This is a genomic window from Pseudomonas sp. URMO17WK12:I6 (assembly GCF_003253625.1).
GTDB lineage: Bacteria > Pseudomonadota > Gammaproteobacteria > Pseudomonadales > Pseudomonadaceae > Aquipseudomonas.
In genome coordinates this window covers 432,310-455,647 of record NZ_QKYZ01000004.1, presented here as the reverse complement: position 1 = coordinate 455,647, position 23,338 = coordinate 432,310, and the positions used below count along the sequence as shown (strand labels likewise).

Annotated in this window: 18 protein-coding genes, 1 tRNA gene and 3 pseudogenes; 12 read left to right on the top strand and 10 right to left on the bottom strand. The window is 61.0% G+C overall.

Annotated features, from left to right (window positions below):
* Window positions 1-12 precede the first annotated feature (12 nt).
* From F475_RS10495 to F475_RS10485, 3 genes are all read left to right on the top strand, one after another.
* Window positions 13-876, top strand: a complete 864-nt coding sequence (locus tag F475_RS10495; protein WP_007941771.1) for a LysR family transcriptional regulator — start codon at window positions 13-15, stop codon at window positions 874-876.
* 114 nt (window positions 877-990) lie between these two features.
* A complete protein-coding gene (locus F475_RS10490; protein ID WP_111453870.1) occupies window positions 991-2,136 on the top strand; it encodes an SRPBCC family protein in 1,146 nt (381 codons plus the stop codon).
* Window positions 2,133-3,221: an SMP-30/gluconolactonase/LRE family protein gene (locus tag F475_RS10485; protein ID WP_018927631.1), complete on the top strand. Its 1,089-nt coding sequence runs from the start codon at window positions 2,133-2,135 to the stop codon at window positions 3,219-3,221. Before F475_RS10490 ends, F475_RS10485 begins: the two co-directional genes overlap by 4 nt.
* A gap of 136 nt (window positions 3,222-3,357) precedes the next feature.
* Here the strand turns inward: F475_RS10485 and F475_RS10480 are convergent, their stop codons facing one another.
* From F475_RS10480 to F475_RS10450, 7 genes are all read right to left on the bottom strand, one after another.
* On the bottom strand, window positions 3,358-3,600 hold the full coding sequence (locus F475_RS10480; protein WP_019649197.1) for a DUF465 domain-containing protein: 243 nt from the start codon (window positions 3,598-3,600) through the stop codon (window positions 3,358-3,360).
* Window positions 3,601-3,775: 175 nt separating this feature from the next.
* Entirely contained in the window at window positions 3,776-5,887 is a 2,112-nt protein-coding gene (locus F475_RS10475) for a PAS domain-containing sensor histidine kinase (protein ID WP_111453884.1), read from the bottom strand.
* 180 nt (window positions 5,888-6,067) lie between these two features.
* A complete protein-coding gene (locus F475_RS10470) occupies window positions 6,068-9,166 on the bottom strand; it encodes an error-prone DNA polymerase (RefSeq protein ID WP_218281482.1) in 3,099 nt (1,032 codons plus the stop codon).
* Window positions 9,142-10,557 (bottom strand): DNA polymerase Y family protein, encoded by a 1,416-nt coding sequence (locus F475_RS10465; protein ID WP_018927626.1) that lies wholly within the window; start codon window positions 10,555-10,557, stop codon window positions 9,142-9,144. The genes F475_RS10470 and F475_RS10465 overlap by 25 nt, the downstream gene beginning before the upstream one ends.
* Window positions 10,558-10,564: 7 nt before the next feature.
* Window positions 10,565-11,182 carry a translesion DNA synthesis-associated protein ImuA gene (gene imuA / locus F475_RS10460; RefSeq protein WP_019578465.1) on the bottom strand — a complete coding sequence of 206 codons (618 nt, stop codon included), beginning with the start codon at window positions 11,180-11,182 and terminating at the stop codon, window positions 10,565-10,567.
* On the bottom strand, window positions 11,182-11,799 hold the full coding sequence (gene lexA, locus F475_RS10455; RefSeq protein ID WP_111453868.1) for a transcriptional repressor LexA: 618 nt from the start codon (window positions 11,797-11,799) through the stop codon (window positions 11,182-11,184). Before lexA ends, imuA begins: the two co-directional genes overlap by 1 nt.
* A gap of 38 nt (window positions 11,800-11,837) precedes the next feature.
* Window positions 11,838-12,755, bottom strand: a complete 918-nt coding sequence (locus F475_RS10450; protein ID WP_111453867.1) for a LysR family transcriptional regulator — start codon at window positions 12,753-12,755, stop codon at window positions 11,838-11,840.
* 103 nt (window positions 12,756-12,858) lie between these two features.
* Here F475_RS10450 and F475_RS10445 point away from each other — a divergent pair, with 103 nt between their 5' ends.
* Both F475_RS10445 and F475_RS10440 read left to right on the top strand, forming a co-directional pair.
* Window positions 12,859-14,601 (top strand): amidohydrolase, encoded by a 1,743-nt coding sequence (locus F475_RS10445; RefSeq protein WP_111453866.1) that lies wholly within the window; start codon window positions 12,859-12,861, stop codon window positions 14,599-14,601.
* Window positions 14,602-14,705: 104 nt separating this feature from the next.
* Complete coding sequence (locus F475_RS10440) at window positions 14,706-15,443, top strand: TorF family putative porin (RefSeq protein WP_111453865.1); 738 nt, start codon at window positions 14,706-14,708, stop codon at window positions 15,441-15,443.
* 100 nt (window positions 15,444-15,543) lie between these two features.
* Here the strand turns inward: F475_RS10440 and F475_RS10435 are convergent, their stop codons facing one another.
* Entirely contained in the window at window positions 15,544-16,431 is an 888-nt protein-coding gene (locus F475_RS10435; protein ID WP_111453864.1) for a Dyp-type peroxidase, read from the bottom strand.
* A 216-nt stretch (window positions 16,432-16,647) separates the two neighbouring features.
* Between F475_RS10435 and F475_RS10430 the strand changes: the two genes are divergently transcribed.
* Together F475_RS10430 and F475_RS10425 are read left to right on the top strand one after the other, a co-directional pair.
* On the top strand, window positions 16,648-18,273 hold the full coding sequence (locus F475_RS10430; RefSeq protein ID WP_086946267.1) for an NADP-dependent glyceraldehyde-3-phosphate dehydrogenase: 1,626 nt from the start codon (window positions 16,648-16,650) through the stop codon (window positions 18,271-18,273).
* An 86-nt stretch (window positions 18,274-18,359) separates the two neighbouring features.
* A complete protein-coding gene (locus tag F475_RS10425; protein ID WP_019578458.1) occupies window positions 18,360-19,379 on the top strand; it encodes an FUSC family protein in 1,020 nt (339 codons plus the stop codon).
* Between the two features lie 8 nt (window positions 19,380-19,387).
* On the opposite strand, the gene F475_RS10420 is transcribed toward F475_RS10425, so the two are convergent.
* Window positions 19,388-20,281 (bottom strand): DMT family transporter, encoded by an 894-nt coding sequence (locus tag F475_RS10420; RefSeq protein ID WP_019649207.1) that lies wholly within the window; start codon window positions 20,279-20,281, stop codon window positions 19,388-19,390.
* Window positions 20,282-20,416: 135 nt separating this feature from the next.
* Between F475_RS10420 and F475_RS10415 the strand changes: the two genes are divergently transcribed.
* Window positions 20,417-20,854 carry an Lrp/AsnC family transcriptional regulator gene (locus F475_RS10415; RefSeq protein ID WP_007941786.1) on the top strand — a complete coding sequence of 146 codons (438 nt, stop codon included), beginning with the start codon at window positions 20,417-20,419 and terminating at the stop codon, window positions 20,852-20,854.
* 88 nt (window positions 20,855-20,942) lie between these two features.
* On the opposite strand, the gene F475_RS10410 is transcribed toward F475_RS10415, so the two are convergent.
* Entirely contained in the window at window positions 20,943-21,614 is a 672-nt protein-coding gene (locus F475_RS10410; RefSeq protein ID WP_018927616.1) for a Bax inhibitor-1/YccA family protein, read from the bottom strand.
* 123 nt (window positions 21,615-21,737) lie between these two features.
* Here F475_RS10410 and F475_RS10405 point away from each other — a divergent pair.
* The 4 genes and pseudogenes from F475_RS10405 to F475_RS30725 all read left to right on the top strand — a co-directional run.
* Window positions 21,738-21,825 (top strand) — tRNA-Ser (locus tag F475_RS10405).
* 205 nt (window positions 21,826-22,030) lie between these two features.
* A pseudogene (locus F475_RS10400) lies at window positions 22,031-22,239 on the top strand (hypothetical protein).
* Window positions 22,240-22,550: 311 nt separating this feature from the next.
* Window positions 22,551-22,904 (top strand): annotated as a pseudogene (locus F475_RS30730) (hypothetical protein); the annotation flags it as partial.
* A gap of 168 nt (window positions 22,905-23,072) precedes the next feature.
* A pseudogene (locus F475_RS30725) lies at window positions 23,073-23,261 on the top strand (integrase); the annotation flags it as partial.
* Window positions 23,262-23,338 lie beyond the last annotated feature (77 nt).

The following is a 23,338-nucleotide window of genomic DNA, read 5'->3' as shown; positions in this document are numbered from 1 at the left end:
ATCGGCCTGCCCATGGACATCGACCTCGCCCGTACCTTTCTGGAAATCGTCCGCCACGGCAGCCTGGCCGCGGCGGCTGAAAAGCTGCACGTCACCCAGACCGCGATCACTGCCCGGGTGCAGAAGCTCGAAAGTCAGCTGGGCAGCACGCTGTTTGTGCGCAATCGCGCCGGTGCGCGCCTGACGCCGAACGGCGAGGCCTTTGTGGTTTACGCCAATCAACTGGTGCAGACCTGGGAAGCCGCACGCCGGGACTTGCCGCTGCCCGAGGGCTACCGCGACGTGCTGCACATCGGTGGCGAGGTCAGCCTGTGCAACCCGTTGATGCTCAGTTGGGCCGGGGAACTGCGCGAGAAGATTCCCAGCCACGCCCTGCGCATGGAAATCCGCGATGGCGAAAACCTGCTGCGCCAACTGGAGTTGGGGGTGTTGGATGCGGCGCTGGTCTATCAGCCCGAATACTGGCCACGCCTGCAAGTCGAGCAGGTGCTGGAAGAAAAACTGATCCTGGTACGCCTGGCCGGAAAGCCCGATCCTTACGTGTATATCGACTGGGGTCCGGATTTCCGTCGCCAGCACGATGCGGCGCTGCCGGAAAAAGCCAAGGCAGCCCTGAGCTTCAACCTCGGCCCGCTGGCCTTGCAATACATCCTGGAAAACGGCGGCAGCGGCTATTTCCGCACCCGCGTGGTCCAGAGTTACCTGGAAAACGGCTTGCTGGAACAAGTGCCCAAAGCTCCGGAGTTCAGCTACCCGACCTATCTGGTTTACTCCCGGGACCGCGACTCGGCGACCCTGCAACGGGCGTTCGACTTGCTGCGTGAAGTGATCAAGACGGACGACGACTGGTCCCAGCGCTGGAACCCGCTGACCTGACACCATACGGGCGTCTTGCACCGGAGCATGGCGCTTGTGTCCTCAAGGTTCGGCCTGCCTGTGCGGAGGGATCGGCTAATCTGCTGGTTATAACAATAACCACAGGTGAACCCAGTGAGGCAGACCACCGAAGCGTTCCGCGCGCGCTACCGTGCCGATATTCATCCGCTCTACAACCCTTGGTTGCACGGCGCTTTTGTGTTGCTGTTCGGGTTGCTGGTCATCGGTGGGTTCTGGAGCACGGTGCATCAGGTGCAACCGCTGGAATGGCTGGCGGTGCCGCTGACCCTGTTGTTTTTCAACTTCGGCGTGTACGTCGTGCATCGGCATCTGGGGCACCACAAAAAGAGCCTGGCGCGGATGTTCTACGCCCGTCACGCCGGTGACCATCACAGTTTTTTCACCCCCGGCCACATGACCTACGACAGCGCCCGGGACTGGCGGGTGATTCTGTTTCCAGCCTGGTTGATCGTGTTGCACACCCTCGTCATCACGGCGCCTGGCTGGTGGCTGCTGGCTCAGTTCAATAGCAACGTCGCGGGGCTGTTTGGCGGCTGCATGGTGCTCGGTTACCTGACCTACGAGGTGTTCCATGCCTGCGAACATCTACCGCCCGGCAACCCAGTGACGCGTTTGCCGTGGATCCGCCAGATGCGCCGTCTGCATGAGCTGCATCACCGTCGTGAGCTGATGCAGGAACGCAATTTCAATATCGTGTTGCCCCTGATGGACTACCTGTTCGGCACCCTCTACTGGGAACCGGAGCAAGCGCCCCCGCACCTGACGAGCACGTCCATGACCCGTATGCAGCATGTGATCGACATCGCTGGAAACCCAGTGGCTGTGCTCGCCTACGCCAGCACAGCGACCCATTGGCCGCAGTGGCATCCGTCCTCCCTCAAGGTCGACGGCCAGAGCGGCCCGCTGTATGCCGGGGAGCGATTCGAGGAAGACATTCGGGCCGGCGGGCGTGAGGGGCATTTGAGCTGGGAAGTCGACGAATACCTGCCCGGACGCCGCTGGAGGGCTCGGGCCCGGGGCGATCATGGTCTGTCGTTGGTGGTGACTTACGAGTGTGAGGTTGAGGGCGATGACACGCGGTTTGTCCGCACTCTGGAATACAGCTTCAGCGGCCTGGCAATGCGCATTGCCAATCGTCTGGTGCTCAAGCGGCGCATCGAGCGCGAATCGGCGGAGTCGATGCTGGCGTTACGCGAGATGGTGCAAAAACATCTGGCCCTGGCAGGAGTCAGCGCATGAAAAGACCCCTCAAGTTTCGGCATTGGTTGCTGCTGCTGATCATCGTGATCAGTGCCTTGCTGTTTCTATTGCCGACCAAGGTTCAACCGGTAGCCTGGACACCGCCAACGGCGCCCTCCCTCGTCGAGGGCATCTACGCCGACAACCAGCGACTCAAAGGCGTGAAGCGGGTCGGTGCTGCTGACATCGACGGCCCTGAGGCGTTGCTGCTGGAGAAAGACGCCCTTATCACCGGCCTGCATGACGGCCGATTGATTCGCACCAGCCTCGACGGCAAAACCACCCAGGTGCTGGCTGATACCGGTGGCCGGCCGCTGGGCCTGGCGCGGCACCCCAATGGTTTGTTGGTGATCGCCGACGGGGTCAAAGGCTTGCTGTCGCTCGACGCTCAGGGCCGGTTGATTCCATTGACCACCACGGCCAACAACCTGCCCTTCGGTTTTACCAATGACGTGGCCATCGACAAGCCCGGGCATTACGCTTATTTCAGCGACTCCTCCAGCCGTTGGGGCTACGGCAAGGACGGCGAGGCGATCATCGAGCACGGTGGCGACGGCCGTTTGCTGCGCTATAACTTCCAGACCGGCAATACGGCGGTCCTGCTGGACAAACTGGAGTTCGCCAACGGCGTGACACTGGGGCCTGACGACGCGTTTGTGCTGGTCAATGAAACTGGCGCCTATCGCATCAGCCGCTATTGGCTGACCGGGCCGAAAGCCGGCACCCACGATCTGTTCATCGACAATTTGCCTGGGCTGCCGGACAACCTGGCATTCAATGGCCGCGACCGTTTCTGGGTGGCGCTGTATGCACCGCGTAATGCACTGCTCGACACCACGGCGCCCTACCCTCTGGTACGCAAAATGATCGTGCGGGCGATGACTATTCTGCCCAAGCCCCTGGAGAAACGTGCCTTCGTCCTGGGACTGGACCTCGACGGCAAAGTGATTGCCAATCTGCAGGACGCCAGCAGCGGCAACTACTCACCCATCACCACCGTGCGCGAGTATGGGGACTGGTTGTATCTGGGGTCGCTGAAAGCCCGGCACATGGCGCGGTTGCCGTTGAGTGCAGCATTGAAATAGAGGGTGTAGCCAAAAGATCGCCCGAAGGTTCGGACCGCGTTCGGACGATCTTTTGATTTTGAATCAACGCAGATCTCGTATTGATCCCCGTTCCAATTGTTCAGTCACCGGTCGTCGATGATTCTGCACAGCGTCCTCAGGACGGCGTCTTAAGTCGCTCAGCGATCTTGTCCTTGACCTGCACACGCTTCTCCTTGAGCTTCTTCAGTACCTCATCGCTGGGCGCATCCGATTGTGCGGACTCGGCCTTCACCACCTCTGCGTCCGCCTGGATGTACTTGTTAAGCAGTGAATCCAGTAACGGATCCTTGGTGCGTTTTTGCTGGATCTCTTCCTTCGTGCAGCGCAAGTCCTGATAAAGGTCATGGGTCACCGGCATGGAACACCTCCGTTTGTTAATCGGTGGCAAACGTGATCGATGGCGTTCGCCAATTATCAGAATGGCCTCGCTTACCCGGTTCTGTCGACCGTCTATCAGACCAGCGGCGTCCGTTCGTCGTCCTGTCGCAAACGCGATACCCCCTTGCCCGAGCGCCTGGAAAGCCCCCCTTGAATCAACCACCGAGTACCGTACGAACCATTCGTGTCAGCGCCTCGGGACCATAAGGTTTGCTCAGCAAATAAGTGTCAGAGCTGAGTTGGTGATCGCGCGAAATGATGTCGCGGGTGTGTCCGGAGGTAAACAACACCGCCACCGGAGGGTTTTGCACCTTGGCCCAGGCGGCCAGGTCCGAGCTTTTGATCAAGCCGGGCATGACCACGTCGGTGAAGATCAGGTCCACTGTCGCGCCGTCGAGCAACATCTGCATCGCCAGGTCACCGTTGGCCGCGGTCAGGACCTGATAGCCCTCTTCGCACAACAAGTCCACGGCCGAACTGCGCACCGCTTCGTTGTCCTCGACCACCAGAATGGTTTCATGCCCGCCCCGGTGCTGCGGAGCATGGCGCATTGTTTCGTCAGGCAACGGGCGCAAGCTGCGAGGGAAATACAGCTGCACCCGAGTGCCCCGCCCGACGACGCTGGAAATCTCGATATGCCCGCCGCTCTGTTTGACGAACCCGAACACCATACTCAAACCCAGGCCGGTGCCTTGACCATCAGCCTTGGTGGTGAAAAACGGCTCGAAGGCCTGTGCAAGCACTTGCGGCGGCATGCCGACGCCCGAGTCCGCCACCGTCACGCAGACATAATCGCCAGCGACGATGCCCTTGCCGGCGCAAAACTTGCGGTCGAGAACGATGTTCTCTGCGCTGAGGGCAATGGTCCCCTCGCCGTTCATGGCATCTCGGGCGTTGATCGCAAGGTTGAGAATGGCGTTTTCCAGTTGATTGCAGTCCACGTAGAAGTGCCATGGATCGTCAGGTGCGGACACCTTGATCTGGATCGTCTCTCCCAGCGCGCGCTGCAATAATTCCCCGAGGTCTTCGAAGATCTGCCGTGGGTCGCATACGGCCGGTGACAACGGCTGACGTCGGGCAAAGGCGAGTAATTGCGAAGACAATTTGGCCCCGCGCTCGACTGCGGCAATTGAGGCGCCAACCCGGCGCTGCACGTTGGCGTTGTCCGGCTCATGACGCGCCAGCAAGTGCAGGTTGCCGGCGATCACCTGCAACAGGTTGTTGAAGTCATGGGCCACCCCGCCGGTGAGACCACCAATGGCTTCGAGCTTCTGTGATTGACGCAGTTGCTCTTCGGCCGCCAGCCGCGCCTCGACTTCTTCAGCGACTCGTTGCTCCAGGTTGCGGGTGAACTTGAGCAAGGACTCTTCGGCAATCTTGCGTTCGTGGATGTCGATCAACACCCCTGGAAAGCGCAACGCTTCACCTTGCTCATTGAACTCGCAACACCCGCTGGCGAGCACCCACAGGTAACTGCCATCGGGACGCAGGACCCGATATTCGGCGTTATAGGGCACGCCGGTTTCCACCGACTGATTCATCCGCTCCCGGGCCCAGCTGCGATCATCGGGATGGATCTGCATTTGGGCGATGGCCGGTGGCAGGTTGGCCAGGTCCTGGCCTGGCGGATAGGAAAACGTGCGGGCGAATCGCTCGTCGCCCGATAGCACATCAGCCTTGATGTCCCAGACAAACGAGCCGAGCAAAGCCCCGGCATTGAGGGCCAGGCGAACCCTTTCATTATCGGCACGATAGGCGTTTTCGGCTTCCTGGCGTCGGCGTTCGGAAATCACATGGTCAGTGGTTTCGACCACCATTGCCATGACCCCGGCGGGACACCCTTCATCATTGGAGACAGGGCTGTAGTAAAGGTCCATCCAGACGTCTTCGGGAACGCCGTCGCGCAGCAATACCAGGGCTTTGTTGTGATAGGACAAGGTGCCGCCCGCAAGGCAGGTGTCCACCACTTGCCGATTGAATTCGGCGACCTCCGGCCAGCCCAACTCCACCGGGGAGCCCAGCAGGTAAGGATGGCGGCCACCGGCAAATCTTGAGTAGGCGTCGTTATAGATCATGTAACCGGGGCGGCCCCACAGCATCACCATCGGCAGCGGTGAAGCGAGCAGTAACTGCACCGCGCTGCACAGACTTCCGGGCCAGGTGTCGATGCGTCCGAGTTCGGTCAGGCTCCAGTCGAACGCGCGAATGCGTTCGGCCATTTCGCCGCTCCAGCCGGTACAACCGTGGCTATTGTCTAGAAACTGCATCGACTGGCCTATGTCTTGTGAATGACATGTTTTCAGGCAGTGCAACAGCATGAGGAGACGGTGCCTGCCCGTTTGTTTCGAGCACTGCCGACGCCAATGGTTTCATTGAGGTATAGCTGATTCTCGACCGGCCCCTGCGACAAGCTGCTCCTGCACAGGTGACATATCCACCACCAAGGCTCAGTGGAAATCCCGACTGCGCACATGGATACCGTCGAGCAATGAACTCAGGTCGCTCAAGCGTCCGGCAATCAGGTGCCGCACCTCGCCCACCTGTTCCCAGCGCCCGTCGACCTTGAGCAATTGCGAGCCGACCAATACCTGCCGTTGCCGTTCGGCCAGATCGCGCCAGACCACCACGTTGACGTTGCCGAATTCGTCTTCAAGTGTCACGAAGGTCACACCGCTGGCGGTTCCCGGACGCTGTCGACCGGTGACCAGCCCGGCGACGCTGACCGGACGCCCATGCTCGACCATCAGCAATTCCCTGGAGCTGCGACAGCGCCGGGCCTTGAGTTCCCCCCGCAGCAACGCCAGCGGATGCGGGCCGAGGGTGGTGCCGACACTGGCGTAATCGGCTTGCAGGTCCTCGCCCACGGTGGGTTTGGGCAGCTCCACTGCCGGCTCTTCCTGACTCGGCAGACCGGCAAACAAACCGAGCTGCTTCTGCACCCCCGCCACCTCCCAGCGCGCCCGATGCCGGTCACCGGCCAGCCCGCGCAGTGCACCGGCATCAGCCAGTTGTTCCTGGGCGCGAGCATCGAGTCGTGCCCGTTCGCCAAGGTCGGCGATGTCGGCAAACGCCCCTTTCGACCTTGCCGTCTCGATACGCCGGGCATCGTCTTCGCGAAAGCCCTTGATCATCCGCAGCCCCATGCGAATGGCCGGCTGCGCGCCGGTGATCGGTTCCAGGCTGCAATCCCAGTCGCTGGCCCGCACGTCCACCGGGCGAATCTGCAAATGATGGCGGCGGGCGTCCTGGAGAATCTGGTCCGGGCTGTAGAACCCCATCGGCCAGCTGTTGATCAGCGCACAGGCGAAAGCCGCCGGCTCGTGGCATTTCAACCAGCAACTGGCGTAGGTCAGCAAGGCGAAACTGGCGGCGTGGGATTCGGGAAAACCGTAATCGCCGAAGCCTTTGATCTGCTCGAAGATCTGCGCGGCGAACTCCGCCGTGTAGCCGTTTTTCTTCATTCCGTCCGCCAGGCGTTCCTTGTGCGGTTCCAGTCCGCCATGGCGTTTCCAGGCCGCCATGGAGCGGCGTAACTGATCAGCCTCGCCGGGGCTGTAGTCGGCGGCGACAATCGCGATCTGCATCACCTGCTCCTGAAACAGCGGCACGCCCAGCGTACGTTTCAGCACCGCTTCAAGTTCTTTCGACGGGTATTTCACCTCTTCTTCGCCCTTACGCCGCCGCAGGTAGGGATGCACCATCCCGCCCTGAATCGGCCCCGGACGAACGATCGCCACCTCGATCACCAGATCGTAGAAGTTCTTGGGCTTGAGCCTGGGCAGCATCGACATCTGTGCCCGGGACTCGATCTGGAACACCCCGATGGTGTCCGCATGGCCGATCATCTCGTAGGTTTGCGGGTCTTCGGCCGGCACCGTCGCCAGGCTCAGGTCGCGGCCCCGGTGCCGACGCAGCAGATCGAAACAACGGCGAATCGCGCTGAGCATGCCCAGCGCCAGAATATCGACCTTGAGCAGCCCGACCGCATCCAGATCGTCCTTATCCCACTGGATGATGGTGCGCTCGGCCATGGCGGCGTTTTCCACCGGCACCAGGCTGTCCAGAGGCTGCTCGGAAATCACGAAACCGCCGGGGTGCTGGGACAGGTGCCGGGGAAAACCGATCAGTTGCTGGGTCAGGCTCAGCACTCGACGCAACACCGGGCTATCGGGGTCGAAACCACCTTCACGCAGGCGCTCGACGGGCGGCGCCTGATTACTCCAGTGGCCGCAACAGTCGGCCAGGGCGTTGACCTGATCCGGCGGCAAACCCAACGCCTTGGCCACGTCGCGGATTGCGCCGGCACCGTGGTAAGTGCTGACCACCGCCGTCAGCGCCGCACGGGCCCGGCCATAACGCTGAAACACATACTGCAGGACTTCTTCGCGCCGCTCGTGCTCGAAATCCACGTCGATGTCCGGCGGTTCGTTGCGCTCCCTGGAGAGAAAGCGCTCGAACAGCAGCGTGCTGCGATCCGGGTCGATTTCCGTGATCCCCAGCACGAAGCACACCGCCGAGTTGGCGGCAGAACCGCGGCCCTGACAAAGGATGTGTTGCTGGCGGGCGAAATTCACAATGTCGTGAACCGTCAGGAAATAACTCTCGTACCCCAGCTCGGCAATCAGCTCCAGTTCTTTGTCGATCTGCGCCAACACCTCGGCCTTGGGGCTTTTTTCCCAGCGCCAGCGAATCCCCTTTTCTGCCAGCACCCGCAACCAGGACGTGGCCGTGTGCCCCTCGGGCACCAGTTCCCGGGGATATTGATAACGCAACTGACCGAGGTCGAAAGTACAGCGCCGGGCGATGTTCAGCGTCTCGTCGAGCAGCGCCTGCGGGTAGAGATCGCGCAAGTCGTCGAGGCTGCGCAAATGCCGTTCGCCATTGGGGTGCAGACACAACCCGGCCTCGGCCACGGGAACGTGATGGCGGATTGCGGTCATGGTGTCCTGCAAGGCGCGCCGGCCGCGGGCGTGCATATGCACATCGCCGCTGGCCACCGCCGGGATCCGCAGTTCCCGCGCCAGGGTCAGCAGTGCTGCCAGTCGCCGGGTGTCGTCCTGCCCGCGGTGTAACTGAACGCTCAGCCACAGGCGCTCGGCGAAGCTCTGCTTCAGCCAATGGCCCTGCGCAAAATCATCGACGGCGTCCGGCGCCCACAACGCCAACAGGCCCGGCAACGGCTCGCTGAAATCCTCCCGCAGCACCTGATACTGGCCTTTCTGCGTGCGGCGTCTGGCGCGGGTAATCAGTCGGCACAGGGCTTGATAACCTTCGAGGTTTTCCACCAGCAGCACCAGTTTCGGGCCGCCTTCGATGCGCATTTCGCTGCCGATGATCAGCGGCAGCTCCACGGTCTTGGCCGCCTGCCAGGCACGGACGATACCCGCCAGCGTGCATTCGTCGGTGATTGCCAGCGCCTGATAGCCCTGCTTTTTCGCCCGTTGAAAAAGCTCAAGCGCACTGGAGGCACCGCGCTGGAAACTGAAGTTGGACAGGCAGTGCAGCTCGGCATAGTCGACGCTCATGCGAACCAGCCTTGCAGCCACAACGGACCGTCTTCGCCCACCGCCCGATAGGCCCAGCCCTGCTGACCGGAACGGGTTTCGATCAGGTAGTAATCGCGGCGCACGTCGTCGCCGTCCCACCAGCCGGACTCGATGCGCTCCGGCCCCATGAGGATGCGCGTCGAGCTTTCGTGTACCGCCTGCGGTTCAGTCAGCAACCAGCCTGGACGTTGCACGGCAGGCAGCCCCTCGCAGGCCTGGCTGTCGACAGTGGTCTGCCACGCGCATTCCGGCCGGTGATCGGCCTGGAAGCGCAAGCCCTGCACCGCGTCATCCCCCAGCCGTGCGCGCAAGCGTTCACGCAGTTGCTCCCAGGGCAAGGACTGCTGCGGACGGTCGTCGAACAGCTCCTGACGCTGGGGCACGAAGGCCGGCAGATCTTCGGCGCGCAGACGAAAACCGCGCACCGGCGCCTCGACCTGAACCTGTTCCAGCCGCCCCCGGGCCAGTTCGAACAGCATCGCCGGATCGCGCTCGGCGCTGAGCAGGCCGACCTTGATCACGGTGTCCGGCAAGCCGGCGTGTTCCAGGTGCAAGTCGAAACGTTGCACGCCGCTGTCCCGGCCGCAGAGGAACGCCGACAGATCGCCGGTCAATCGCCTTAAAGGAAACAACAATGCCTGATGGGATTGCACATCGAAATTGAGTTCGATGCGCACATCGAAACGGTCCGGCGGCAGGTAAAACGCCAGCGCCAACCGCCGCTCACCGAACAGGCTGTCCAGATGCTTGAGCACCTGGGCCTCGAAACGCCGGGCCAGGCTATGCCGGGGCAGCGCCTGCACCTGACTCAAGGTGCGCAGCCCCATGCGCGATAACGCCGTAGCAACGCTGGGCTCCAGGGCAATGCGATCGACGGGCAGTTGCCCGAGGTGATGCTGCAAGGCTTGATTGTCCGGCACCACCAGACCGTCATAAACGTTGGCCAGCACCCGCGCCGCCACCGGATTTGGCGCGGCGACAATCCGATGGCGAAACCCCAGCTCAGCGAGCTCGGCGCGCAGCCGCGCCTCGAACTGCGGCCAGGGCCCGAACAAGCCCAGGCTGGATTCGATTTCAAACACCACGGCACGCGGGTAATGCACGCTGACCTGGGAGCTGAACCGATAGGCCCAGGCGGCCAGGAACTGCTGCCAATGTTCGATTTCGGCGGCATCGTATTCGGCGGTGACGAACCCTTTGCTCAGGGCCTGTGCGGCCGTCATCGACTGACCGGGTCGCAAACCCAGCGCCCGTGCCGCACCGTTGACTGCCTGCAGCACCCGCCGCTGGGCCGGGCCGGTCAGCAGCGCCAACGGCTCATCGGGGTCGGGGCGCTGACGCAGTACCGCGTCCAGCGCCAATTGCGGGAAGACAATGCACACCCAGCGCATGGCAACCTCAATGCCCCACGGCAAAGGCAATCGGCGCCGAACGGGCCAGCCCGCCCCGGCACTTGAGCACCCGCAACTGAGCAGGCTTGGCGTCGATGGCGATGCGCAGGGCCGCTGGCGACGGGTTGATGGCTTCACTGAGCGAGCGATAGGCGAACGCCAGGGTCTGCCCGGTTTCGGCCGCCACCTGCAAACGTCGCAACGCCCGGTCATCGGCCTTGTGCGGCCAGCACAACACCGCCCCGCAACTGCCCGAACGCAGGCATTGTTCCGCCGCCCACAGCGCATCGCGCTCGCTGGCCTGGATGATCGACAACTGGCGCAGATCGACCCCGGCGTTCTGCCAGGCCTGGGGATACGGCACGTAGGGCGGCGCCACCAGCACGATGCGCTCGCCCGCCGCCGACAGCCGTGCCAGCGTCGGCCACACCAGTTGCAACTCACCCACGCCCTGCCCGGCCAGGAGGATTTCGCTCAGCGCCGCTTCCGGCCAGCCACCGCTCGGCAACGCCGCATCCAGCGCCGCATGCCCCGTGGGTTGCGGGCTGACGGCCGGTGGCGCAGGTCGGCCCTTCCAGACCTGGCCGCCATTGAACAGCGTATCCAGCGCAACGACGGCGCCCATCACCCTTGCCTCACCAGACCACAGAACACGCCTTCGATGGCCAGCTCCTGATCGGCTCGAACAATGATCGGCTGGTAAGCCGGATTGCGCGGCAACAGGCGAACGGTATCGCCGACCCGCTCGAAACGCTTGATGGTGACTTCGCCGTCGAGCCGCGCCACCACGATCTGGCCGTTGAGCGCTTCAGGATTGCGCCGCACGCCCACCAGATCGCCGTCGAGAATGCCGTCCTCGATCATCGAATCACCCTGGACCCGCAGCATGTAATCCGGCACCCGCGAGAAGATCGACGGATCGAGCAGCAAGCGGCTGTGGACCTCGGCATCGGCACCGATCGGCGCACCGGCCGCCACGCGGCCCAGTACCGGAACGTCCAGCAGCTCGGGCCGCGGCGGCTGGTTCAACAAGCGGATGCCGCGCGCCTGATGCGGATTGACCTCGATGAAACCCGCCTCGGTCAGCGCCAGCACGTGCTTGCGCGCCACGCTACGGGAGGCGAAACCGAAGGCCTCGCTGATTTCAGCAAGGCTCGGGGGCTGACCGTGTTCGGCGATGCGATCGCGGATGAAGGTCAGGATGGCGGTACGGCGGGGAGTTAAAGTCGTCATGGAGTACATTTGTACTCTTTCGGCTTTTTCCTGGCAAGGGCCGCCAGTCAGCTCAGCCCGCGAGAGGCCAGAAACCCGGCGATGTAATCGATAAAAGCCACGACTTTGGCGGTCGCTCGCCGATGGCTCGGGTACACCGCCAGAATGTGCGGGCCAAAGCTGTCGGGATCGATGTCGTAGTCCGCCATCACCCGCACCAGTCGACCGTCGGCCAGATACGGCGCAGCGCTCCATAGCGGCGTGTGCAACAACCCGCGTCCGGCCAGCGCATTGGCCAGCAGCAAGTCGTAATTGTCGCTGCGCAGCCGTGGCGCCTGGGGTTGCGACAGGCTCAAGCGCTGCCCATCGCGCTCGGCCCACCAGAATTCGCGGCTGAGCAAGGGATGGCGATACAGCAACCATTCGTGCTCATCGAGGGTTTGCGGGGTGACCGGCAACGCCTTGCGCGCCAGATAGGCCGGGCTGCCACACAACGCCAGACGATTGCTGCCAACGACGCGGGCGATCAGCCCCGGCAGGTCGTCATGGCCTTCGCGCAGGGCCAGGTCGTAGCCGCTTTCCAGCAGATTGACGAACTCATCGCACAGGTCCACTTGCAGATTGATCTGCGGATACTGCTCCAGAAAACCGCCACACACCTGATCGAGAAAGGCATGCCCATAGGCCAGTGGCGCGGTGATTTTCAGATTGCCGCGCAGGCCATGCTGCAACTGCTCGATTTCCTCACCGGCCTCGTCCAGCCGCTGCAACACCTGACGCGCGGTTTCCAGGTAGAGCCGCCCCACTTCCGTCAGCAGAATCCGCCGGGTGCTGCGCTCGAATAGCCGGGCACCGAGCTCGGCCTCCAGGTGATTGACCGCTTTGGTCAGGGCCGACGGGGTCTTGCCCAGTTGCTCGGCGGCGCGGCTGAAACTGCCCAGTTGCGCCGTGACCACGAACATTTTCAACGCACCCAACTTGTCCATTCTTTTTCCATTCCGGCAAAAACGTTTTTCGTGAGTGAGGCGTTCTGTTGAGCATAAGCAGCCACTAATCTGGCCATCAGACGCAATAACAAGGAAACATTCAATGAAAAGATTCCTCCCGAATCTATTGATGGCCGCTGTGGCTTTTGCCTCGATGGAAGCCATGGCAGCGACCGATCTGGTGCTGCTCAACGGCAAGATATTCACCGCCGACCGCAACCAGCCCAAGGTGCAGGCCCTGGCGGTGCAGGACGGCAAAGTGCTGCAAGTTGGCAGCGATGCACAGATAAAAGCCTTGATTGAATCGCAAACGAAAGTGATCGACCTCGGCGGCAAGACGTTGATGCCCGGCCTGATCGACAGCCATTCCCACGCGATTTTCGGCGGTCTGGAAATGGCCTCGGCCAATATGGAAGATGAGGTGGTCGACCTCGATGAGCTGGAAAAACGCCTGCGCGGATGGCGTGATGACGGCAAGGCGAAACACGGCGATGTGCTGAGCGTGGCCGGCATGAGTTCGGCGTATTGGGCCCAGGCCGAGGCCCTCGGCAAAAAATTCAACAGCGGCGAATGGGCCAAGGTGCCTGTGGTGTTCACCGGCAGCGACCACCACACCGCCTGGGCCAACAACGTCATGCTCGAACGCGCGGGCATCGACGCCACCCTGCTGCAAAACCTGCCGGCCGACGAACTCGACACCATAGGCAAGCTTGCCGATGGTAGCCCCAACGGTTTTCTGGTGGACGCCGGTTGGGATCGGGTTGCGTTAAAAATGCCCGCGCCCAGTGCCGCCGACATGCTGCGCGCCGCGCAAACCGCCGTGCGCTACAACAACAGCCTGGGCATTACGGCCTGGATGGACCCCGCTGCCAACGCCGCCCCTGGCGAGCCGGTGTTTGCCCTTAAACCCACGGAGAAAACCGTCGGCGTACTGCCGGTGTACAAAGCGCTGTCGCAAAGCGGTGGCATGACCGCCCACGTCGCGGCCCTGCTGGTGGCCAATCCGAAAAGCGTACCGGCCGATCTCGACACGCTGGACAAGGTCCGCCAGCAATTCCAGGGCATCCCCAACCTGACCCTGCCCGGTATCAAGATTTTTGCCGACGGCGTGATCGAATACCCGGCCCAGAGCGCGGCGATGATCGATCCTTACACCAACTCGCAAAAACAGGGCGAGTTGCTGATCGATCCGAAGCACTTCGGCGAACTGGTCAGTGCCATCGATCAACGCGGCTGGCGGGTGCACATCCACGCCATCGGCGACCGCGCGGTACGCGAATCCCTGAACGGCATCGCCCAGGCGCGCAAGGATCGCCAGAGCGGCGTGACTCACTCGATCACCCACTTGCAAATGGTCAACCCGAAAGAGTTTGCGCGGTTCAAACCGCTCAACGTCATCGCCTCCATGCAGTTGCTCTGGGCCTCCGCCGACGATTACACCCTGGACATGATCAAGCCTTACGTCAGCGCCCTCGCCTTCCGCTATCAGTACCCGGCGCACTCGCTGCTCAAACAGGGCGCGACGATCGCCGGAGCCAGCGACTGGCCGGTGTCTTCACCCAATCCATGGAACGCCATCGCCCAGGCGATCACCCGAAACGGCCCGTTGGGTGTGTTGAACGCCGACGAACGCATCGACCGGGAAACGATGTTCTACGCCTACACCCTCAACGCAGCCCGCACTATCGGTCTAGAGAAGCAAATCGGCTCGTTGAGCCCCGGCAAGCAAGCCGATTTCATCGTTCTGGACCGCGACGTGTTCAGCGTCGATGAGAAAGCCCTGCACGACACCCAAGTGCTGCAAACCTGGTTCGCCGGTCGCGAAGTCTACGCCCCGACACTCTGAGAAAAATCGCCTGTACACGCAGCCCAACTCCGCGTTCATCGCTGGGGCCTGGAGCAGCGTTGTCTCAAATCTGCCCATAACAATCACAACAAAGGCACTGCACCATGAAAGCGTTCACCCTGTTCGCCCTCGCATCCTTCAGCCTGTTGCCCCTGGGCAGCCAGGCCCTGCCCTTGAATGACGACTTCGCCGTGCTGGTCGACCTGACCCTGGCCAGCGACTATCGCACTCGCGGCATCTCGCAAACCCAGAACGACCCCGCCGTGCAAGCCGGTGTGACCCTGGCCCACAGCAGCGGCCTGTACCTGGGCGCCTGGAGTTCGAACGTCGATTTCGGCGGTGGCCTGAAAACCCGCCAGGAAGTCGACTACTACGGTGGTTGGCTGTGGCAGGCGACCGACGCCGTCAGCCTGGATGTCGGCTATCTCAAATACGCGTATCCAAAAGAGAGCCAGTTCAATCAGAGCGAGGTCTACGGGATTCTCGACGTCTATGGCGTGAAACTCGCGGCCTATTACTCTGCCGATGCACCGGGCATCGACAGCAAACAGAGCACGTTGTACCGCTACGTTGGCTACGAAACCGAATTGCCCTATGGGCTGGGGCTGAAACTGCGCTACGGCGAAATGGACTTCAAAGACCCGCGCCTGTATTCGGCCTCGGGGCATGGCGAGGAGGCTTACCACGAGTGGGAGGCGAAGCTGACCCGCGAAGTGGCCGGGGTGCTGCTAGGGTTGAGTTACATCGATACCGATTTGTCGAAAAGCCAATGCATCAGCAACTGGGGGTTCGACGATGTGTGCAGCGCGACCCTGGTGGCGAGTGTCAGCAAATCCTTTTAATGGTTTTTTGTAGGAGCGAGGCTTGCCCGCGAAAGCGTTTTACCTGACACACCGCCTTCGCGGGCAAGCCTCGCTCCTACACGTGTACGCGATCCGCTATTTAGCCGACACGCAATGCGCGCAGGTCGAGGCGACCGTCCTTGAGCGGCGGGCACCAGTAGTAGCCGCCAGTGATCGGTCGGCTGATGCGGTACAAACCGTCGGTGATGCCGTCCTCCAGACCGCTCATGCGTCGCAGTTGGGCTTCGAATGCATCGAGGGAAAAACCGAATGCCAGGAACATCAGGCCGGCGCGATCGCCTTCGATCCACGGCATCGAGCGACGGACCACGAAGGCTTCCGGTGCGAAGCTTTCCTGGGCGGTGCGTTTGACGTGGGCAGAGATCGGCGCGTCGTCGAGTTCTTCGTTGTCGCTCAGGCGCCGGCCCATGATGTTGTCCTTCTCGTGGGACGGCATCGCGTGGAAGCCTTTCAAGTCATGCTGCCATTGCTGGATCGCGGCGAAGCTGCCACCGACCAGCCCCTCAGCGCCCTCGCCCAGCAGCGCGGCGGCGACAGCGGCTTCATCGTGAGGGTTTTCGGTGCCGTCTTCGTAACCGGTCAGGTCATGGCCAGTCATGTGGCGGAAGGTTTCGTTCATCTGCACCAGACGCAGGGCCGGTGCCAGCGCGGCTTCGATCGCGTGGCTGCGATTGAGCAGTTCGCCACGGTCAACACCGTGCAACCAGCACCAGAGCGCGCGTTGGGTCGACGGGTTGTCGACGCCGACACCGACCAGCGCAGGAAAGGCGCGCAAGCCGTCGATCTGCGCGTGCAGCGCCTTGACCAGGGACTCGCCGAAACCGACCACCGCCGATTTTCCGTCCACCAGGCGCGTCAGGTTATCCAGCGCTGCCGGCAGTGCCTCGGCGGATTCAAGGGCGAAGAACATATGACGAGCTTGAGGCGGAACTGGGGTGGCGAGGATGCCCGGCTGGTAGTAACTCATATGAACTCCTTTGAGAAAGAGCGCGAAGTTTAACCGGGGGATCGTTACTTGTGTGTTCTCAAGGGGAAAAGATCGGCTTTCATGAGCGGATGAGCCGACAGATTCGCGATCCACAACGCCGAGCCCAAAAAACCCTAAGATGAATCATGACAAGCCAGGCCGAGGTCTGCTAAAACGATTCATCAGTGCATCACCCAATCCAGACGGGGTAGCGACATGACCACAGCATCGATCCTTGGCAACCTGTTTCCCACCGCCGACGGCATCCCGGAAAAGTATCGCCTCAACGGCCAGACCGAACAGCGCGAATACCTGGTCGACGGTGAACTGAAAACCTGGTCCGGGCCCCTCGCCCAAGTCCGTAGCCCGGTGTACCTGAGCGGCGCGAATGGCGACGAACAAGTAATCCTCGGCAGCACACCGCTGCTCGATGCCGACACCGCCCTGACCGCGCTCGACGCGGCTGTCCGTGCCTATGACCGGGGCCAGGGCCTGTGGCCGACCATGCGCGTGGCCGAGCGTATCCAGCATGTCGAGACCTTCCTCGGTCGGATGCGCGAACAGCGCGAGGCGGTGGTCAAGTTGCTGATGTGGGAGATCGGCAAGAACCTCAAGGATTCGGAGAAAGAGTTCGACCGCACCTGCGACTACATCGTCGACACCATCAACGCCCTCAAGGAACTCGACCGCCGCTCCAGCCGCTTCGAACTGGAACAGGACACCCTCGGCCAGATCCGACGCGTTCCGCTGGGCGTGGCGTTGTGCATGGGGCCTTACAACTATCCGCTGAACGAGACCTTCACCACGCTGATTCCGGCGCTGATCATGGGCAACACCGTGGTGTTCAAGCCGGCCAAGCTTGGGGTGCTGTTGATTCGTCCGCTGCTGGAAGCCTTTCGCGACAGCTTCCCGGCCGGGGTGATCAACGTCATTTACGGCAGTGGCCGCGAGACCGTCAGCGCACTGATGGCCAGCGGCAAGATCGATATCTTTGCGTTTATCGGCACCAACAAGGCCGCCAGCGACCTGAAAAAACTCCACCCAAGGCCTCACCGCTTGCGTGCGGCACTGGGCCTGGATGCGAAGAACCCCGGCATCGTGTTGCCTGAGGTGGATCTGGACAACGCGGTCAGCGAAGCCGTTACCGGCTCCCTGTCGTTCAACGGTCAGCGCTGCACCGCGCTGAAAATCCTCTTCGTCCATGAAGACGTGGTCGAGGCGTTCATCGAGAAATTCAACGCCAGGCTCGCCTCACTGAAACCCGGTATGCCGTGGGACAGCGGCGTGGCCCTGACACCGCTGCCGGAGGCGAGCAAAGTCGATTATCTGCATTCGCTGGTGGCGGACTCGGTCAGCAAAGGCGCCGCCGTGGTCAACCCCAATGGTGGTGAGTCCCGGGCATCGTTCTTCTACCCGGCCGTGTTGTACCCGGTGACACCGCAGATGCGCGTCTATCAGGAAGAACAGTTTGGCCCGGTCGTGCCGATCGTGCCTTACCGTCATCTGGACACCGTGATCGATTACGTCCTGGAATCGGACTTCGGCCAGCAACTGAGCATCTTCGGCACCAACCCGGTGGCGGTCGGCAGGCTGGTGGACACCTTCGCCAACCAGGTCGGCCGGATCAACCTCAACGCCCAGTGCCAGCGCGGCCCCGACACCTACCCGTTCAACGGCCGCAAGAACTCCGCCGAGGGCACCTTGTCGGTGCATGATGCGCTGCGGGTGTTTTCGATCCGGACCCTGGTGGCGACCAAGTTCCAGGAAAGCAGTAAAGAGCTTCTCAGCGAGATCATCAGCGGCCGGAACTCGAGCTTCCTGACCACCGACTATATTTTCTGAGGACACCAAAATTTTCTGAGGACACCAGACTGAGCATCATCAAAGGCCTTCGACTGCCGCCGCTGTTGCGCCGAATACTGCGTCCATTGCTGGACCCGTACCGGCGCTACCGCCACGCCAAACTGATTCATGCGGTGCGGGTTTCGTTGGGGTTGCTGGCGACGATTCTGCTGACCACCGGCATCCATCTGCCCCACGGCGAATGGGCGTCGGTGACCATGCTGGTGGTGATCGGCGGCTTGCAGCACCACGGTAATATCGGCAAGAAAGCCGCCGAGCGAGCCATCGGCACCTTGATCGGGGCCGGTGTCGGCTTGTTGCTGGTGGCGCAACAGGCCTGGCTCGGGATGCCGTGGCTGACCTATTTCGCAATGTCGGTGGTGTGCGGGTTTTTCTCGTACCACGCCATCGGCAAGGGTGGTTATACGGCGCTGCTGTCGGCGATCACCGTGTTTATCGTTGCCGGGCACGGTGACAACCCGGTCACCGATGGCCTGTGGCGCGGGGTGGATATTCTGATCGGCATCGCCCTGGCACTGGCTTTCTCCTTTGCCCTGCCGCTGTACGCGGTGTACTCCTGGCGCTACAACCTGGCCGATGCGTTGCGCGACTGCGCGGCAATCTATGGCCGTATCATCAACGGCGAGTCCGTCGCCGCTGACGAGCACTTGAAGCTCATGAATCGCTTGAACGCAGTCATGGTGCAACTGCGCTCACTGATGCCCTCTGTGTCCAAGGAGGTGCGGGTTTCCATGACCGAACTCGATGCGATTCAGCGCAACCTGCGGATGTGCGTCAGCATCCTGGAAATCCTCGGCAATAGCCGGCCGAATGCCGATGACTCTGAGGCAATGGCCCACCTGCAATCGGCATTGAAAACCGAGCACCGACAGATCCGGGTGCAACTGATCGGTATGGCCCGGGCATTGAAATCGGGCGCTTCACAACGGCTCAGCCGGCCAGCCGAACCGCCATTGGACTCTACGCTTGATATGCCGGTCTACAGTCCACTGGATGGCTACCGATTGCTGACCCGACAATTGGCCGCGAACATCGGCGAGATGCGCCAGCGTCTGGCGAAAACCGCACCGCGCTGGAACATCTGAGAGGCCGTTTATTGTGTAGCCACCCGCCGAAGCTTCAGGCCCCAACCCTGTTGCATCCCGGCGGCGGCCAGCAGAATCGCGGCGACACCGATCCATTGCAGCGGCTCCAGGCGATGACCGAAGGCAAACCAGTCCACGAAAATCGCCGCAATCGGATAGATGAACGACAACGCGCCGGTCAGGGCGGTCGGTAGCTTTTGAATTGCTCCGTAGAGCAGCACATACATCAAGCCGGTATGCACGATACCCAGGGTCACCAGGCTGGCCCAGGCACTGGGCGCTTGCGGCATCGCCGAGAAGTGCGCAAAGGGCGCGAGCAACAGCACGCCGGTGCAGACCTGGATCAACGCGATCAGATGCGGTGGCGTGCCGGTCAGGCGTTTGATGATCAATGCGGCAATCGCGTACAGGAAGGCAGCACCCAGCGCCAGAGCGATCCCCATCAGGTAATCGTTGCCACCCTCGCCTTGCTCGCCATGTGCGCTGACAATCGCCAGCATCCCGAGAAACGAAATGCCCAGCCAGAACAGTTTTTGCAGGGTGATTTTCTCCCCGAGAAACAGCGCGGCCAGCCCCACCAACATGAACGGCTGGACGTTATAAACCGCCGTGCCGATGGCAATCGAGGCGCGAGAATAGGACGCGAACAACAGCACCCAGTTACCGACAATCGCCACGCCACTCAGTACGGCCAACACGAAAGTGGTGGACGTCAAAATGCCCGGGCGCAGAAAGCCGAACGCCGCGCAAATCAGCAACAAGGTGGCGGCACCGAACACACAGCGCCAGAACACCACGTCCAGCACCGGTTGCCCGGACACCAGCACGAACCAGCCAATGGTTCCGGAAATCAGCATGGCGGCGGTCATCTCGAATGAGCCGCGACGTAGTGTTCTGTCCATCATCAACCTCCTGTGTTTGAGGCCAAAGTATGCCAATCCGCCGAGGGGCTTCTCCAGCGCAAAAAGCAGGCTAAACTCGGTATCTGCCTTTTTTATCAAGGCTTATCCAGCCGATTGCCTAACAGGGGATTCGCCATGACCGACGACATCGACCAAGTGCTGATCAGCGCATTGATGGAAGACTCCCGCCGCTCACTCAAGGCCCTGGCACAGATCAGCGGCCTGTCCTCGCCCAGCGTTGCCGAGCGCCTGCGCCGCCTCGAAGAACGCGGCGTACTCAAGGGCTATACCGTCGAAATCGACCCTAAATGCTTCGGCTATCAACTCCAGGCCATCGTCCGCATCCGCCCGTTACCGGGCCAGTTGCAGGAAGTGGAACGGCAGATTCAGGCGATCCCCGAATTCACCGAGTGCGACAAAGTCACCGGCGACGACTGCTTCATCGCCCGCCTGCATGTGCGCTCGATGGAACAACTGGACACCCTCCTCGACCGCCTCAACACCCACGCCGAAACCAACACCGCCATCGTCAAGAAAACCCCGATCAAACGCCGGCTGCCACCGATGGCGTGAGTGCTGTTTGGTTCGCAAAGACGTGGATACCCCGATTCCCAGACGATAAAAAACCCGCCGAAGCGGGTTTTTTACTCAAGGCTGGCGATCAATCATCGCGGCCCATGATGCCGAACAGCTGCAGCAAGCTGATGAACAGGTTGTAGATCGATACATACAGGCTGATGGTCGCCATGATGTAGTTGCGCTCGCCGCCGTGAATGATGGCGCTGGTCTGGAACAGAATGCAGACCGAGGAGAACAGCACGAAACCTGCGCTGATCGCCAGTTGCAGACCACTGATCTTGAAGAAGAAGCTCGCCAGCGTCGCACCCAGCAACACGAAGAAACCGGCCGTGATGAAACCACCCAGGAAGCTCATGTCCTTACGGGTGATCAGCACATAAGCCGACAGGCCGCCGAACACCAGCGCGGTCATCGCGAAGGCCGAGCTGACCACTTCCGCGCCGCCCTGCATGCCCAGGTAACGGTTGAGGATCGGGCCGAGCAGGAAACCCATGAAACCGGTCAGCGCGAACGCAGAAACCAGGCCCCACGCCGAGTCACGGAGTTTGTTGGTGAGGAAGAAAAGGCCGTAGAAGCCGATCAGCACCACGAAGACGTTCGGGTAACCGACACGCATCTGCTGTGCGACAAACGCCATCACGCCGCTGAATGCGAGGGTGAGGGCGAGTAGGCCGTAAGTGTTGCGCAGGACGCGGCTAACCTCTAGCTGCTCAGCCTGCACGCTGTTATTAACTGCGTAATCCTGTTCGCGCATGGCGACACTCCTGTTGGTTTGAAACGTTCAGTCGCAAAGATCATAACAGACGCTCTGTAACAAGCCATGCAGAGAGTTTGACAGTGTGTTTCATTCAGGTATTATGGCGCCCGCAACGCAAACGGAGGTGTGGCCGAGTGGTTTAAGGCAACGGTCTTGAAAACCGTCGACTGTAACAGGTCCATGAGTTCGAATCCCATCGCCTCCGCCATCTTTATACGACAAAGCCCTGATTTTTCAGGGCTTTGTCGTTTCTGGGGTTTGGTGAAAATCTCGGCTCTCGGCATGTGTTCCATAACTATTATGGACGTGTTCCAGAACTCAGCGGCTGACCCCCCTCCTCCGGCGTCCTGCTGATCGTTAAAAATCCTTCACGTAAGGTGATGCTACGCTGTCCTCAAAACCGAGGATTTGCGATGCCACATTCGGACCTCCCCCCTCCCTGCTGCACAAGATCAACGAAAACCAACTCGCGCTCGAAGCCGCCATCATGGAGCTTTCCAACTGGGTCGAAGCCCGCGGCTCAGCCGACGTCGCCGACAACGTGCGCGGCGCCTTGGACACCATCGACAAGAACGAAGAGTTCATCAAGATGACGCTCGCGGTACTGATGACGCTGGAGTGAATTAGCACTGCATCTTATCGCTACCCCGCTACCACCTCGCCTCAAATACTGAGGCGAAACCGTGGATCCGTACGAAATCGAAGACACCCGCAACTGGCTGGAATGTCCTTAATCCTCCCTATCAAAACCAACGTACGTTCGATCTTTTTTAAAGATTTTATGATTGCTGAAACGTATCATCACCGAAATTAGCCGGTTTTAACCGAAATACACCCTGCATTGCACTGCGCCATCTCCGCTGACCTAGGAATTTCTCTATTTCGAGCCAGCTAGCGGAAGAGCAATACATCCAAAGAAACATCCTCACTTAGATGAATATCGATACGCCCCCCTCCAGACGACCCTCCGCTTTCGAGGCGCACGCCCCCGTTGAAAAGAGTATGTTCAACGCAATACGCGCACAAAGTTCAAATGCATGGATGCTAGTCGAGCCTCTGCGATTACTTACTAACAATGAAAAAACTATCAATCTAACCAAGATGGAGTACGCAGTACTCGACTTGTTAATAAGCAGCACAGAACGGATAGTAAGTAATGATGCCATTGCCAAAAAACTAAACAAAAACCTTGACCACTATAAGGGACTGGTGATGTGCCTCAGCAGGCTACAAGCGAAGTTCAAGAGGTCCGCTAGAGGAGATAACCTTTTCCGCTCGGTAAGAAATCGCGGCTACTGCATCGTCCAAACAATACACATTGAGAAGGACTTATCTAACAGGCATACCGCCTGCGATGAAAAAACCTGGAAGCGCTGCTCGCCCCCCCGCCACAGCATCTACTTGCTAGCCGATGCATCTGCCTATTGGGTTGACGTATGTAGCGGCTCTGGCACGGAGGAGGTGCCGAGCTTCCATGAAGTGCGGGCGCTGTCGCTGCACCTGTGGAAGAACGCCGGAAACGATGGACAGAAGATCGCAGGGCACGCGAGCGAGGGCATGACCAAAAACTACCAGCGGGACCACGAGAAAATCGTCCGGCCTGAGGCGATACCGGATCTGAATATCAGCGAAATCACTGGGTAGTTTTGCGTAGACCTGAAACGAGAAGGGGGACCAAGCCACTAAGCGCTTGATCTCCTCACGAAATATGGTCGGGACGG